10 protein-coding genes are annotated in these 15,271 nt (G+C 54.1%); 5 read left to right on the forward strand and 5 right to left on the reverse strand.

Annotated elements, in window-relative coordinates:
• Nucleotides 1–44: 44 nt before the first annotated feature.
• From OUO13_RS17150 to OUO13_RS17170, 5 genes are read right to left on the reverse strand one after another with little or no spacing between them, the layout of a single operon-like run.
• A complete protein-coding gene (locus tag OUO13_RS17150; RefSeq protein WP_283175124.1) occupies nucleotides 45–2,384 on the reverse strand; it encodes a TonB-dependent receptor in 2,340 nt (779 codons plus the stop codon).
• Between the two features lie 13 nt (nucleotides 2,385–2,397).
• Entirely contained in the window at nucleotides 2,398–3,282 is an 885-nt protein-coding gene (locus tag OUO13_RS17155) for an energy transducer TonB family protein (RefSeq protein ID WP_283175125.1), read from the reverse strand.
• Nucleotides 3,279–3,764, reverse strand: coding sequence for an ExbD/TolR family protein (locus OUO13_RS17160; RefSeq protein ID WP_283175126.1), 486 nt, complete (start codon nucleotides 3,762–3,764; stop codon nucleotides 3,279–3,281). The genes OUO13_RS17155 and OUO13_RS17160 overlap by 4 nt, the downstream gene beginning before the upstream one ends.
• Nucleotides 3,748–4,218: an ExbD/TolR family protein gene (locus tag OUO13_RS17165; RefSeq protein WP_283175127.1), complete on the reverse strand. Its 471-nt coding sequence runs from the start codon at nucleotides 4,216–4,218 to the stop codon at nucleotides 3,748–3,750. Before OUO13_RS17165 ends, OUO13_RS17160 begins: the two co-directional genes overlap by 17 nt.
• The gene (locus OUO13_RS17170) at nucleotides 4,215–4,898 is read right to left on the reverse strand and encodes a MotA/TolQ/ExbB proton channel family protein (RefSeq protein WP_283175128.1); all 684 of its coding nucleotides are present in this window, start codon (nucleotides 4,896–4,898) and stop codon (nucleotides 4,215–4,217) included. Before OUO13_RS17170 ends, OUO13_RS17165 begins: the two co-directional genes overlap by 4 nt.
• Nucleotides 4,899–5,174: 276 nt before the next feature.
• On the opposite strand from OUO13_RS17170, the gene OUO13_RS17175 reads away from it, so the two are divergent.
• The 5 genes from OUO13_RS17175 to OUO13_RS17195 all read left to right on the forward strand — a co-directional run bounded on the left by OUO13_RS17175 (nucleotide 5,175) and on the right by OUO13_RS17195 (nucleotide 14,652).
• Nucleotides 5,175–5,495 (forward strand): hypothetical protein, encoded by a 321-nt coding sequence (locus tag OUO13_RS17175; protein ID WP_283175129.1) that lies wholly within the window; start codon nucleotides 5,175–5,177, stop codon nucleotides 5,493–5,495.
• Between the two features lie 924 nt (nucleotides 5,496–6,419).
• Complete coding sequence (gene bcsA / locus OUO13_RS17180) at nucleotides 6,420–8,669, forward strand: UDP-forming cellulose synthase catalytic subunit (protein WP_283175130.1); 2,250 nt, start codon at nucleotides 6,420–6,422, stop codon at nucleotides 8,667–8,669.
• Nucleotides 8,670–11,018 (forward strand): cellulose biosynthesis cyclic di-GMP-binding regulatory protein BcsB, encoded by a 2,349-nt coding sequence (locus OUO13_RS17185; RefSeq protein ID WP_283175131.1) that lies wholly within the window; start codon nucleotides 8,670–8,672, stop codon nucleotides 11,016–11,018. It abuts the gene before it with no gap.
• On the forward strand, nucleotides 11,015–12,061 hold the full coding sequence (locus OUO13_RS17190) for a family 8 glycosyl hydrolase (protein WP_283175132.1): 1,047 nt from the start codon (nucleotides 11,015–11,017) through the stop codon (nucleotides 12,059–12,061). The genes OUO13_RS17185 and OUO13_RS17190 overlap by 4 nt, the downstream gene beginning before the upstream one ends.
• The gene (locus tag OUO13_RS17195; protein ID WP_283175133.1) at nucleotides 12,058–14,652 is read left to right on the forward strand and encodes a cellulose synthase subunit BcsC-related outer membrane protein; all 2,595 of its coding nucleotides are present in this window, start codon (nucleotides 12,058–12,060) and stop codon (nucleotides 14,650–14,652) included. Before OUO13_RS17190 ends, OUO13_RS17195 begins: the two co-directional genes overlap by 4 nt.
• Nucleotides 14,653–15,271 lie beyond the last annotated feature (619 nt).

Below are 15,271 nucleotides of genomic sequence, written 5' to 3' on the forward strand. Positions count from 1 at the left end.
CCCCAGCCGTTAAGCCGGGGCCTTTTGAAACGGGTTCCGGGAAATCAGAACTCGTATTCAACGGTCAGCTGGGCGTTACGGGCATCACCAATGTAGGCGAAGGAACCGCTGCGGTAAGCCGCCAGGTAGTAATCCTTGTCGGTTACGTTCTTGATGTTCAGACGGGTGTTGAGCTGTTCGCTGAAGCGGTAGCTGGCGAAGGCATCAAACACAGTCCAGGCCGGCAGGTGCCGTGTAGAGGCTGGGCTGTCAGGCTGACCGGCATACACTTCGCTGGAGTGGGTGGCAGTACCACCGAAGCTGAAGGCATCGGTTGCCTGGTAACGCAGCTGGGCAAAACCGGAGCGGTTGGCGAAGTTGGCCAGACGGCCGCCAATGCTGGCTTCAGTGGCGCTGTCGGTCACTTCAGAACGCATCAGAGCGAAACCGAACTGGGTGCTCAGACGGCTGGTGAGGTTACCGGTCAGACCGATTTCACCACCCTGTACACGGTTGGCGCCGGTGTTCAGCTGACCTGCAGACTCATAACCGGTGCTGTCAGCGGCCTGTTCCATCACATCACGTTTGTCGATACGGAACAGCGCGGCAGTCGCCAGCAGTTTTTCGTCCATCAGGTTCCATTTGGTACCCAGCTCGTAGTTGCGGGTTTTCTCTGGCTTGCTGCCCGTCACAATGGTGGAGTCACCACACAGACCGCCGTAACCACAGCTGCTGCCAACGTCGGACTCACCACCGTTGATGTTGGCCGCAGAGCTGACGGTTGCATACACGTTGCCTTCGTCAGTGATCTGGTAGCTGGCACCGATATGGCCGTTCCACAGGGTATCGCTGTAGGCGTAAGGGGTTTTCACCAGGGTGCTGGTGGACTGGATGACGTTGCGGTAGTCGAACTGGTCAGCACGGATACCACCAAACACACTCAGTTCGTCGGTAACGTCAATGGTGTCCATTACGTACAGAGAGAGTGTGGTGATCTGGTAGTTGGAGTCCCAGGTGCCCTTGCTGATATCACGCTGGCGCAGGCTGTTGATGTTATCCACTACGTCGCCGTTGCCATCGAGCAGACAGTAACCCGCCGCTGCACCACCACGGCCTGCAACGATACAGTTGCTGGTGCCGGTATCGGTGGCGGTGTACACACCGTTCAGCACGTCGTGTTTGGAGTATTCTCCACCCACAACAAACGCGTGATCCATACCGCCAATGTCGGCGTCGATATAGGCGTTCAGCTGGTTGGCGAAGTATTCCACTTCCTGCCAGCCTTGGTGGCTACTGGTGGAAATGGTGGCAACACCCGGTGCTTCGGTATCGGTAGCATGACGGGTAGTGCCGTTGGCACCGGTCACGAAGTAACCGTTGTTGGTGGTACCGTGACGCATGGCGTTGGTGACTTTAACGTCGTCGTTAACGTCGTACTCGGCACGCAGGGTGACGGTATCAACGCGGGACTTCTGAAAGTCCTCATCCTGAACATAAACCGGAATATCATCGTTTGGTCGACCAGTGGTGCTATCGATGTAGCTGCCGAGATCCGGGTGGTCAAACGCCTGCAGGTGGTAGTAGTCGGCCACCACTTTCAGGTCGTCGGTGGCTTGCAGGGCACCGGACAGCGCCAGACCGTTACGTTCCTTGTCGGCCGGGGCACGATCAGGCACTTCGGTGTAGGAGTGCAGAACGTTGGCACGTACGGCGGCTTCGTCATTGATACGAACGTTGCTGTCGAGGCTGGCACGACGGTAGTCGTCGGTACCAACACCAGCGCTGACCTTGTTGAAGTCGTACTCGGTGCTGGCTTGCTTGGTAATGCTGTTGATGGCACCACCGGTTGAACCACGGCCAGCGAAGGTCGCGCTTGGGCCCTTGGTCACTTCAACCTGTTCGGTCGCGAAGCTTTCACGGGTGGTCATACCTGGGTCTTTCAGGCCATCAACAAATACGTCGGAACGGGCTTCATGGCCACGCACAACGTAACGGTCACCGAAGGCGTTACCGTTTTCACCGGTGCCCAGGCTGATACCTGGCTGGGCTGCCAGAATATCCTTGAGGTCGGTACGGCCGGATTCCTGGATCTGGGTCTGGGTCAGAACGGTAATGGTCTGCGGTGTTTCTGCCAGCGGTTTGACGTGACGGGCGTCACCGGAAACCTTGGCCTTGTATGGCGCGCCAGCTTCGGCGTAAGGGTTGGTATCCAGGGTGCGCTCTTCGATCTGCATGGTGTCCAGCATGATCGGTTCTTCATCGGCGGCGTGGGCCTGTGGCATCAGCAGGGCACCGGCCAGAATGGCAGGTACACCCAGCAGAGCCTGAGCCTGGGAAACGGCGGATGCCTGGATAACGGCCTTGCGCAGCGTCAGGGTACGCTGGCTGTTGCTCTTGTCGCTCATACGAATTCCTTGCTTAGTCCTTGTAGGAGTTATTGGTAATCAGTGAGTACTCAACGGGAATGACCAGTGGCAGCTGATCGCGTCCTGGATAAAAATCATCCGGCACTTCCGGCAGTGGGCTGGCAGCCTTGAGCATGTCGAGGGCTGCGTTATCCAGTTCCGGGTGTCCTGAGGATTGGTAAATCCGTGCACTCAACACTTCACCCTTACGGTTGATGCTGAACTGCAGTTTGACGACGCCTTCCTGTTTGTTCTTACGGGCAGTGGTCGGGTAGACCTGATACTGGTTCAGCCAGCGCATCAGCTGACTGATGTAGTTCTTGCCCTTGCCAGCTTTACCGCCAGCACTTTTGTGATCGCCACGGCCAGAGCCTTTGACCTGTGCATCACTGGCTGCCGCCGGTTTTGCATCCGTGGCGGTGGCAGCGTTAACCGGTACTGGCGCAGGGGCCGGTTGCGCAACCTCTGCGGGTTGTGGGGCAACGGCTTCGGCCTGGGCCACCTGATAGGTGGCTTCTGGTGCGACCGGTGTTTCGACTACTGGAATCGGTGGTGCTTTGGCGACCACGGGTTCCGGTTGTTTCGGTTTTTTCACCACGTCCGGTTTGGGTTTGACCGGCTCTGGTTTTTTCACCGGTTTGGGCGGCTGTGGTTTGGGCGGCTGTGGTTTGGGTGGTTCCGGTTTTACGTCCGGTTCCGCAGGCTTTTCGCCCAGCTTTTTGATGGAGTCAGCAAACGAACCCGCCTGACCGAGGCCAACTTCCAGACCGTTAAAACCATCACCTTCCGCGTCTCCGGAATCTTCCAGAGTTGGGCTGGCCAGTGCCCAGTTAAGGGCAGCGGCATGGAAGGCAACGGCGAGCCCGAGAATCAGGGTGCGACGCAACAGTGTTTTCATGCGTGTGGCACTCCTTCGGCCGTGGCGCTGCTGTCAGCGGGCAGCGTTGCCGCTGGCAAATCACTGTCGGCTGGCATTTCGGCATACAGACGCAGTGAGCCCGGAGCGAACTGGCGCAGCAGCGTCAGCGCCGGTTCGAGATCGGCAGCTCGAGTCTGCTGGTCGGCAAACAGGGCGATGGCGAGACTGTGTGGGTCTTGCTGTTCCTGCAGCCAGCTTTCCAGCGTGCTGTTATCAACCGCTTCGCCGTTCAGACGCATCTGGCCATCGGCACTGACTTCCAGACGGATCGTGTCACTGCTTTCCGGCTTGCTCAGCTCGGCTTTGGGCAGTTTCAGGCTGGCATCCGGCATGGCGCGGATCTGACCGGCCACCATGAAGAAAATCAGCAGCAGGAACACGATGTTGATCAGCGGGATCATGTTGTCGTCGCTGTTACGGCTTTTTTTAGCGGGCAGCAAACCGTTACTGGTGTTGAGCATCTGTCTTCTCCGCTACCGCGGTCGGTTCTTCGGCTGGCAGGCTCTGACCCAGGGTCAGGCCCGGCAGGTTCAGGGTGCCAAGGCGTGCCATGCTGTCGACGATGCGCTGTACCACAACGTCGGCTTCCGGAATCACAACCAGCGCGCGGGCGTTATCAATCGCAACCACCGCGGCATCCAGATCGATAAAGTCCTGGCTGGCCGGAGCTGACTTGCTGGTATCACCACCATTGCTGGCCAACATCAGGCTGCCATCGTTTTTCAGCACCAGCAGTTGTGGTGGCGGAGCATCCTGACTGGCTACATGGCTGGCGGCCTTGCTATCGAGCGGCAACACCACCCACTGGCTGAAACTGGATGTCAGCATGAAAAACATCAGCAGGATGAACACGACATCAATCAGGGCCGTCAGGCTGATGGGCTTGGCCCGACGGGCCGGCATCAGGGCATTCATGCACGACGTACCTGACCGGAAGTGGCGGCGCTGATACCGGCTTCATGGCGCTGGCCAAACAGGTGAAACAGCTGTTCCATGATGTCGAGAGCGGCGTTGGCTTCGCGCTCGGCACCGCGCTCAAAGGCGCTATGGATCAGGGAAACCGGAATGGCGATGGCCAGACCAACGGCAGTGGTGAGCAGGGCTTGCCAGATACCACCGGACAGAACCGACGGATCTACCTGGGAACCGGCCGCTTCCATGGAGCGGAAGGCTTCAATCATGCCCAGTACCGTACCGAACAGACCCATCAGTGGTGCCAGGTTGGCGATCACTTCCAGAGGGCGCAGGCCCATGGTCATCTGGTTCAGTGCCTTACGGGCCAGACGCATGCTTTCTTCACGCACATCTGCCATGGCTACGCCGGTTTGGGAAACTTCCAGCACAGCGGCCATGGCTTGCAGGCGAGGGGAGCGACGGTTGCGCAACAGCAGCAGGGCTTCGTTACGTTCCTTGAGGCCGCTGTTCTGACGCAGCTGTTCGAGGGTCTGGTCGGCCAGCCGCTGGCTGTTGCGTCCATAACCCGCCAGTTCCCAGAGTTTGGCGAGGATCAGACAGGTCGCGACCACTGACATCAGCAGCATCAGGCCTGAAACCGGGCCACCGATGGCGGCAAGGAAAGATTCGAAAAGTTCCACGGATGTGTCCTCATGGGTCAAATTTTGGCAAACAATAATCTAAATGATAACGACTATCAAATGTTGATGTTAAAAAATTTCATTCCTATATGTGTGATGCCAAATTGTCGTGAGTGGACGTCAGGGAGCAGCGACTGCTGACGCGTTGGCACAGACGTGCAGGGCATTGTCAGTAATGCAGCCAAATGTCGTGTTTATGCGGGGTTGTGTGGTTATTATCCCGGTCCCGGCCGTGTTGCAGCGGCCTGAAACAGTGGTAAAACCCGGAGGTGATGTGTGTTTGCGGGAATGGTGATCAAGGGGCTGATGGCCTTTATCGACAAAAAGCTGGGTGACGCTGGCAAGGTGCTGGATCTGCAGCTCGACAAGGACAAACGCAGCATGCGCATGACGTTGCAACTGCATGGTGAAGCGGAAGCTCTGGAAGTGGCCTTGCTGGACTACTCGCTGGAGCAGGAAGGTAATGTCACCCGCCTGAATTTCGGCCGAGTAGAACTGTCGCGTCCCTGGATGCAGTCTTTGCTAAATCACTATCTGCCTAAGCCGGGAGTGGTGGTTCCGGAAAAATACGCTTCGATGTTAGGTATGTTGCTGTAAGCGGTTCTCCTTCTCTGAGGACTCTCTGAATCACTCGGTGCCCGCCACGGCTTATTGGGATGGTGATGAATCACGAAGCCGGTTTGATGGCCCTTTTGTCTAGGGACCCTCTGAATAACTCGGTGCCCGCTCTGGCTTATCGGGATGGTGATGAATCACGAAGCCGGTTTGATGGCATAGCGGGCTACGTCGAAAACCGGCGACACCGAGTCATCACCATCCCGAAAGCCCCAAAGGGCGCGGGCTGCAGCGCATTTGAGCGGTGTTGACGAACTTGAAAAGGACCCGGCCAGGTTGGTTCGTCATTTCGCTGCGTTCGTCGCCTTGCTCACACGCGCTGCAGCACTCGCGCAGAGCTGTGCAGAGTTATTCAGAGTGTCCCTAAGTCCTGGGGGCTACGTGAAAAACCGGCGACACCGGGCCATCACCATCCCGAAAGCCTCGAAGGGCGCGCACGACTGCATGGATAAAGGTGCCAGAGCCGAGAGCTGTGCAGAATTATTCAGAGTGTCCCAGGCTGAAGTGACAAAACAGTGTGATCGTTATCTGTTACTTCGGCGTTCAATGCCGTCAGTTGTGACTGGCAGCCCCGGACAAACGGTCTAGACTCAGGATTGAATCAGTCAGTTGGCCTTCTGTCAGTTGATCGCAAAATCGTCTGACAATACCCTGTCTGAAGGTGATGTATTCTTTATATTCAGGTAAACGTGCCGATCAACCTGAATAAATAAGAATGCCATATCAAGAATGCTGGCTATTGCCTGGTGTCGAAGTTCTGCATTGATACTTCTAAAAACAGGTTTGGCTGATATACTCGGCCGCCGGATCAGGATGAACGTGAAAATTATTAGCATCCAGCAGGGTGCTATCATGTTGCAGGTCCATGGGCTAATCCCCTGAATGTACTGGTCACAGGAGGTTGCAGTGCTGTCCCGATTACCAGGCTGGGCAATCGCTGTTCTTGGCGTTCTTGCCATTGCCGCCACTCTTTACATAGCTCAACTGCGCGTTGACACCGGAGCGCAGGCTGCACTGGCTTACGGCCTTGTTGTAATTGTGATTCTGTTGCGCAAGCTCGAGGATCGCGAAACCCGCAAGGGCGAACAGGGATCGATCGACAGTCGAAACCTCTATCGTATATTAATTTTAATAACTGCATTTTTTGTTTCCATGCGTTATTTCGCCTGGCGTCAGCAGGAAACTATTACCTATTACGATCTGCCCAGTTTTATCTGTATGATTATTCTGTTCATGGCCGAATTCTACGGTATTGTTATTTCCTTTCTTGGTAGTTTTGTAAATATTCAGGGGCGCCGTCGAAAACATATTCCGGTACCTGCTGATCCGGACAAGATTCCCACGGTTGATATCCTGATCCCGTCGTATAACGAACCTCAGGAAATGCTTGAAATCACGATCATAGCGGCATTGCAGATCGATTATCCCAAAGACAAACTGAATGTCTGCCTGTGTGACGACGGTGGAACCGTAGCGCGTCGTAACTCTGATGACCCTGAACGTCGGCGCACCTCGCAGGAACGTCATGATACGTTAAAAGCCATGTGTGAACGTCTGGGTGCAACTTACCTGACTCGTGAAAAGAACAACCACGCCAAGGCTGGTAACGTAAACGCGGCACTGGCCAATACCAACGGCGAGTTTGTTCTCATTCTGGATGCCGACCACGTGCCTACGCAGGATATTCTGCAGCGTACGGTGGGGATTGCGGTGAACGATCCGAAGATATTCCTGGTTCAGACTCCGCACTTTTTTATTAACCCTGACCCTATCGAAAAGAACCTCGAAACCTACGGCAAGATGCCAGGTGAAAACGAAATGTTTTATGGGGTAATTCAGGAAGGTCTGGATTTCTGGGACGCATCGTTTTTCTGTGGTTCGGCAGCCCTTATTCGTCGTAAGTACCTGATGGAAGTAGGTGGTATTTCGGGTGACTCGATCACGGAGGACGCCGAAACCGCGTTCCTTCTGCATGCTCGCGGGTACCGTAGTGCTTATGTTAACCGCCCGATGGTTGCCGGTTTGCAGCCAGAAACCTATTCCGGTTTTGTGGTACAGCGGATGCGCTGGGCGCAAGGCATGGTGCAGATTTTTATTCTGAAGAACCCTTTGTTATTCAAGGGGCTGCGGCCGTGGCAACGGCTTTGTTATACCAGTAGCTCAGGCTTCTGGTTTTTCCCGTTCGCACGGACGGTATTTCTGTTTGCGCCAGCAGCCTATCTGTTTTTTGGCCTCAAGATTTACGAGGCCAACATGACCGAGTTCTTTGCGTATGCAATACCTCACCTGCTTGGGGCTCTGATTGTCACCGATTACCTGTTTGGTCGTTACCGCTGGGCATTGGTATCAGAGTTATACGAGCTGATGCAGGCCTTGTATTCATTGCCAGCGATCATTGAGGTAATTCGCAGCCCCCGTTCACCCGAGTTTGCCGTAACTCCGAAAGGGGAGTTCCTTGAAGAGAACTTTATTACCTCTTTGGCTGGGCCTTTCTACTGGATGTTACTGTTTAATATCGCCTCCTTGTGCGCCGGTGTCGTTCGTTTGTTTGTGTTGCCACAGGATACGGACGTAATTCTGATCACCATGTTCTGGGAGATGTTTAACCTCTCGTTGCTGGTGTGTGCGATTGGTGCCCTGTACGAACTCAAACAGAGACGTGAAACGCCGCGGGTCAGTTCCGATATTCCGGCACTGCTGACAATTGATGGCAAGACCATTCCGGGGGTGGTGTCAGATATGTCGTCGGGTGGTCTGGGGTTGCGGGTGCGACCGCAATTTATCGACAGCCTTGGTGTGAGTATCAAAGGTCTGGAGATTGAAGTGCAGGCGTACAATTCGGCGCTCAAACGAGATGTAACCCTGCCGGGAACCATTACATCTGCTGTTTTGTTGCAATCCGGCCTGGTGCAAGTGGGGATGCAGGTTAACCTCGAAGAAATTGAACACAAACGTTCGCTGGTCTCTCTGGTTTATGGTGATAGTGAGCGTTGGGTTGCCGAACGTGCTTCTCGTCAGCCAGACCTGCCAGTGAAAGAAACTTTGAAGATTCTGTTCGGATCCGGGATTCGGTCTGCCAATGGCCACTTTCGGCACTGGTGGCGTGACACATGGAGTGCTGCCTCTCGGCGTCTGGCTGGGCAGCAGGAGCAATGAATGACTCGCAAATGTAATAACAACCTCAAGATGCGGAGACGCTTACTGATGAATGCTGCACTCCGGGGCCTGCTGGTCACCCTGAGCCTGTTTTGCTCACTGCTGTTAGGTACGGCGAGCACGATGGCTGATGACGCACCTCCGATGTTTACGATTCCATTATCAAAACTGGTAGGTCAGACGACTCCTCTTGATCTGCGTGGTGAGCGCACCATTTATCCGGTTTACATTCCGATGTCGGAGCGTCTGAATCTGGATCGGGTGCAATTGCACCTCGAATATGTCAACTCCATCAGTCTGGTGGGGGGGCGTTCACAACTTGTTGTACGTTTGAACGAAGATGTTGTTGCTCAATTACCCCTCGATCCCAAACGACCTGAAGGTGTTGCAGACATTCGTTTGCCAACCAGTCGCTTCAAACCTGGTTACAACAGAATTACATTTTATGTTGCCCAGCATTACACCCCGATTCTGATTGGTGGTGATAAAACTCCGGAAGTATCAACCTGTGAAAACCCGGAGGCACCTGAGCTTTGGACTCAGGTTGATACTATCAACTCATATGTACGTTTTGAGGGTGCGCTGGGGACAGTGAAGCCTCTACTGTCACGGCTTGATAATCTGTTTGATCGTCGCTGGCTGGGCGACTATGAAATGGCAATTGTCACACCATCTTTCCCGGATGCTGATGTTGCAAAGCTGGGAGCGCTGGTGACTCAAGGTGCTGCGGTGCATCTGGAATACAAACCTCCTATCGTTTCCCATCAGTTGGCTCGCTTTTATAACAATCCGTCTGACACACGTCTGCGCAATTATCTGTTCCCATATCTTGATCAGAGTACCTTTGGTGGTCGTGATGTCGTGATTATTGGTCGCCAGACCGATTTGCAGCCACTATTGGGTGCTGAATGGGCGAAAACGGTTGATGGTGCATATCTTGGGGTGTTTGCCCAGGACGAAGACCCTGGCCACTTCATCATGGTGGTATCTGGTGTTAATGCCGATGATCTGGATGTGGCAGCACGTCTGATTGGTATGATCAACTTTCCGTTGCCTGATCAACCGTATGCCAATTTCAAAGGCTTGAAAGCCGACCATTTACAGCGTTTTTCCAACACGGCACTGGTTACTCAGAACACGATCTACCGTTTTTATGACTTTGGCTTTAAAACCGTCACCATGCAAGGTGCTGGCGGTGGCAGCGCGGAACTGGACCTGATGATTCCACCGGATGCCTACGTAGCCGAAACCAGCAATGTCGAAATCAATCTGCATTTTGCTTATGGTGCGGGCATGCGGGCTGATTCGGTAATGAACCTGTTCGTTAACGGTCGGTTTGAAAACGTTATTCGTTTCAGCGAACTTGATGGCGAGGCGGTTCGTCGTCATACCATTACGATTCCGACCCGCTCTTTTAAACCCGGTATGAACAAGCTGACATTTGCTGCGGTAATGACAACGTTCAATTCCGGTGACTGTGAAGTACGTAACGATCGTAACCTGTTGTTTACACTATACGACGACTCAACCATCGAAATGTCTGGCCTGGATGACTATGTGCAGATGCCAAACATGCTGCTGATGGCCAACACCGGTTATCCCTACACATTCCACGATGACAAGTTACCAACCGTTGTTGGTTTGGGCAGCAATGATTCCACCGTGATGGCAGCATCCTGGACTTTTATGGGCAAGCTGGCACAGGTATCGACCCATCCGATCAACAATCTCAGTTATCGTATCGGCAGTTATGACAATCTCGGCAGCAATGTAAACCTGATTGCAGTAGGGCCAGTGAAAACCCTCGACGATAAATTGTTCCAGTTGGCACCACTGAAACTGGGTGAGGAATCCATTCTCGATTTTACTCGCAACAGCCGTGTGGGTGACCAGTTCCGCTCAACAGAATCACGTTTGTGGATTAACGCTGATGAATACGGTAAAGAGAACATCAACCACGTGTATCCGACACTGGATGGCTACGGTCTGGGTGAATCGGGTCTGATTATGCAGTTCTCTGGTGATGGGCAGTACGGCGAAACCGTGACACTCCTGACAGCAATGACAGCTGAACATCTCTATGCGACTATCAAGGAACTCACCACTCCGGAAATCTGGAGTAATGTGCAGGGCGATGTCACGCTCTGGAAAGCCGGTGAGGAAGACGTATATGCCCGCAGTCTCGGTGAGAAGTATTATCTGGGTCAGCCACGGTTCTCAAATCGTCTGATCTTTCATTTCTCCTCTAACCCTGGACTGTTCATTGGCGTATTGATTGCATTCCTGCTGGTGCTGGCGTTCTTTATTCGCTGGTTGCTGCAACGTTTCAGGGAAAAACATCATCAATGACAGGACTTAAGGGCATCATCGGCTGTGTGCTGGTGGCTTTGTTAACAGCTTGTGGAGCTGATAAGCCGGCAGCCATGACGGATAACGGCTGGCAGCAGTATCGCAGCCAGTTTGTCAGTACGGATGGCGCGGTATTGGACACTGGTAACAAAAACATCAGCCATAGTGAGGGGCAGGGGTACGCCATGATGATGGCGGTGGCCTGGGGAGATGAAGCAGGTTTTCATACACTATGGCAATGGACTCGCTCGCACCTGCAGGTGCGAGACGATTATCTCTTTGCCTGGAGTTGGACACCGCAGGAAGGGGTGCAAGACAAAAACAATGCTACCGATGGTGATTTGTTAATTGCCTGGGCTCTGTATCAGGCTGGGCGTGCCTGGGGTAACGATGAATACACTGCATTGGCGCGTAATATCGTGGCAGATATCCGCCGATTGCTGGTGAAAACGGTTGGTAACAACACAGTGTTGTTACCCGGAGCCGAAGGTTTCAGTAGTGACGACCTGACACAGATCAATCTTGCGTATTGGGTTTATCCAGCGCTTGAGGATATTGCAACCGCTACTGCTGATCCTCTCTGGCGAGAACTGATAGCGTCGGGTAAGCGCCTGACGCATCAGGTCAGTCAGGGGAGTTGGGCGTTGCCACCAGATTGGGTTGATTTGCCAGCCGGTAAAGAACCGGTAATGGCTGCCAATCGGCCTCCTCGCTTTGGCTATGAAGCTGTGCGCATACCTCTGTATCTGGTGTGGTCTGGTGACTACGATGAATCCGTTGTCAGTAACAGTGCCCGTTTTTGGGAAACCACCAGTAAAACAGGCGTGATGCCAGCCTGGGTGGATTTGCAGAATGGTAGTCGTGCAGAGTACCCGGCACCGGCCGGTTTCCGTGCCGTATGGGAGCTGACTGAAAAAGCCCTGGGCAAGAACACGACGGGTGGGGTGGCCATGATATCGGCAGATCTCAACGGGCAGGATTATTACTCGGCCAGCTTGACACTGTTATCACGCATGGCAATGCAGGAACGATTCTCACGATGAATACAGGAAAGCATACTCATCGCCGCACCTTGTTATCCCTGTTGATGGGATTGGGAACCGCTGGCGTCTTGCTTGATTCTATCCCCGCTCAGGCCGAAGTTGATGGCACCGAGACCCAGGCGTTGCCTAATTTGCAGGATGAAGTGATGGAGTCGCGTGCGGCTCGTCAGAGTAATCTGATTGGTAATGAAATTCCGACGTTGGATACCCAGGCTCCAGTCACAGCAGTGCCAGCCACGACTACACCAAGGGTACAAGCCAGCAAGGGATCTGTTTCCAATCCGGTGTCAGAAGCGCTTGGTAGAGAAGAATTGCGTTTGTGGCAATGGATGCGTCTGACTGAGTATGACAAGGTAGAAAAACGCATTGCAGAACTCAAGATGGAATCTCCGTCATGGAATCCACCTGCCAAGATGATCGAGTTGCTGGATGACAACCGTAATCGTAAACAGCTGGAACGTGCCAAAGCCACTTCCAATTGGGCAGCGATTCAGAAAATGGCTCAGGAACAACCGTCGTATTTTAATTGCGAAAAATACTACAATCTCTGGAGCCTGGCTGATGCCTACGACGCCAGTGGTGACAAAGACGCGGTTGAACGCGTTTACAGCAATATCATGAATACCTGTGCCAGTGACAACGTGCGCCTGCAGACCTTTCAGCGAGCGCAACTGCAACTGGATCCCCCCACACTGGAATCCATGCTGGCCCGTGAGCAACAACGTAGCAGTAACCGCATGAGCAAACGTTCATTGGCTGAGATTGAAGCCAATATGACCCGTTCACGTGTGTTAATTGCTGCTCGCGAAGGTAATGATGCGATTGTCCTGTCTTTGATTCCGGATCTGGCAAGTAAAGTAACTGCCGACCAGGATGCCGGTTTTGCTATGATTTTCGGCTGGGCCGAATTCCGGGCTTCCAATATGACGGAAGCCGAGCGCTGGTTCCGGCTGGCCAACCAGTGGAAGCCGTCATCGGAGTCTATAAAGGCTATGGCCAACCTGTATTCCAGTACAGGACGACTGGACGAAGCTGAATCCCTGGCGCGTACCGATTTGCGTGACCCAACGATGAGAGATTTGCTTGGCAGCATCCTGACACAACGTGCGCTGACAGCCTTTAACGAGGAAAACTACGAAGCAACCCTCAAGTATTTTGATGAAGCTGATCAATACACACCACGCAGTCTTGACGACGAAGCTGTTTATGGCTGGTCGGCTTATCACCTGGGACAATACGACAAGTCATCAGTAGCCTTCGAGAAAGCTTACAAGGACGATCCGCAACCAGATGTGGCAGAAGGTCTGTACTACAGCCTGAAAGAAACCGACATGTCACGGCTGGAGCGCACTGCTCGTGAAGAACAGGGGCCATTAAAAGAAATCCTGGAGACCCGCTCCAGTGAAGAAGCCTACAACGCCGGTGATTACCACAAGGCTTATGCCAAGGCACCGGAAAAGTATCCTGGTCTGTCCGGTATCAACTCGCCAGCGCTGTTAGGTGGTCTGTTGTTCCACTTCCGTTCAGGCGACAGTGGCCTGAGTCAGCTTGATACTCAACGTGTACCGATTCTGGCTGTTGAAGGTGGCTACAGCAGCCATCGTGCTTCGCTGGAGCTGTCTGGTATCAGTCTCAGTGCCGGTAACATGAGTGAGTCGGAAGTTGTTGGTTCCTACCCTGGTCTGGATCAGAGCTATCAATACGAACCCACGACTGAACTGAGTAATGGTACCGAGATTCTGTTTGGTTATCGTTATGACGGCAGCATCGCTCCATATCTGCACTTTGGCCAAACCCCAAGCAAGGGGGCGCTGGGGGCTCGTACTCAGGGAGATCTTGGCCTTGATTACCGCATGACACGTGGCTCGCTGAAACTGGAAATGTTCAGACACCCGGTGAAGGAATCTATCTTGTCCTACACTGGTGCTTACGATCCATACAGCGGTGTTGCCTGGGGGGGGGTCGACGCCAGTGGTTTCCTCGCCAGTACCTATCTGAATCTGAAAGACGATATGGGCATGTCAGTGGCCATCAAGAATGCCAGTTACACCGGTACCATGGTGGCTGATAACAAAATGATGGAGTTCAGTGCTGGAGCCAAAAAAATCTGGACCTCAGATACCTGGGACGAATTGAGTATTGGCCCCAATTTCACCTTCCAGCGTTTTGACGAAAACCTGTCGAAGTTTACCCTCGGCCATGGTGGTTACTTCAGTCCGCAGCAGCTTTTCAAATACGGCGGAACGGCCAGTGCCATCAGTGGTGATCTGGGTGATTTTGTAGTTGCCGGCAAGATGGATCTGGGGTTCCAGCAACACAAGCAGAACTGTTCGCCCTTACTGCCATTGAGCAGTACCAACTGCTCGGAGTTGTATCTGGAAAGTACTGGCTCTGGTATGTACATGGGACTGGAATTGATGGGAATGGTGCAAGCGGATACCAATGCCCAGATTGGTGGTGGTATGTTTTACGGTATGTCGCCGGAGTTTAATGAGTTCGGATTTATGCTGGCGTTCCGCCTGACCATGGAAAAACGCAAGTCGGTAGTACGTGCGGATTTACCAGACTGGATTACCCGGGTTCATCAGTAACCCGAATCTGCTTGTTAACTGGCCGGGCCGCAATCGGATCTGACGTCTGGCGCTTTGCGTCTCTCGGCTTGTTAATTTGCCAGGCTGCTTGCCCTCTTGGGGGACCTTGTCCCCCGGCCGGGTCGGCCGTTGCGGTGAATCCCGGCTCGCCCAGATGGGCATTCTGCGGCCAGCTGCGCTGGGTTAAATCGGTGTTGATTGATACTGGTCGTTTGGCGTCCGACGGCTACTCGGCTTGTTAATTTGCCAGGCTGCTTGCCCTCTTGGGGGACCTTGTCCCCCGGCCGGGCGGGCCTCCCCCTGCTTTTGCCCGACTGGGCTCGTTTATCCGGTTTTCCCCGACAACGGCTTTTCGACCACGACCCGATGGCACGTCCCTGTGCCAACGGGTCTGGCGGGGCATCCATGCCCCGGCCGGGTCGGCCGTTGCGGTGAATCCCGGCTCGCCCAGATGGGCATTCTGCGGCCAGCTGCGCTGGGTGAAGCCGATGTTGATTGATACTGTTCGCCCGACGCCCGACGCCCGACGCCCGACGCCCGACGCCTGACGCCTGACGCCCGACGCCCGACGCCCGACGCCCGACGCCCGACGCCCGACGCCCGACGCCCGACGCCCGAC

The sequence above is a fragment of the Parathalassolituus penaei genome, from assembly GCF_026626885.1.
GTDB classification, from domain to species: Bacteria; Pseudomonadota; Gammaproteobacteria; order Pseudomonadales; family Oceanobacteraceae; genus Oceanobacter; species Oceanobacter penaei.

Bases quoted from the DNA above. Each gene is read 5' to 3' on its own strand.
- OUO13_RS17165 (WP_283175127.1), bottom strand. From the start codon at position 4,218: ATGAATGCCCTGATGCCGGCCCGTCGGGCCAAGCCCATCAGCCTGACG.
- OUO13_RS17155 (WP_283175125.1), bottom strand. From the start codon at position 3,282: ATGAAAACACTGTTGCGTCGCACCCTGATTCTCGGGCTCGCCGTTGCC.
- OUO13_RS17160 (WP_283175126.1), bottom strand. From the start codon at position 3,764: ATGCTCAACACCAGTAACGGTTTGCTGCCCGCTAAAAAAAGCCGTAAC.
- OUO13_RS17190 (WP_283175132.1), top strand. From the start codon at position 11,015: ATGACAGGACTTAAGGGCATCATCGGCTGTGTGCTGGTGGCTTTGTTA.
- OUO13_RS17185 (WP_283175131.1), top strand. From the start codon at position 8,670: ATGACTCGCAAATGTAATAACAACCTCAAGATGCGGAGACGCTTACTG.
- OUO13_RS17150 (WP_283175124.1), bottom strand. From the start codon at position 2,384: ATGAGCGACAAGAGCAACAGCCAGCGTACCCTGACGCTGCGCAAGGCC.
- OUO13_RS17195 (WP_283175133.1), top strand. From the start codon at position 12,058: ATGAATACAGGAAAGCATACTCATCGCCGCACCTTGTTATCCCTGTTG.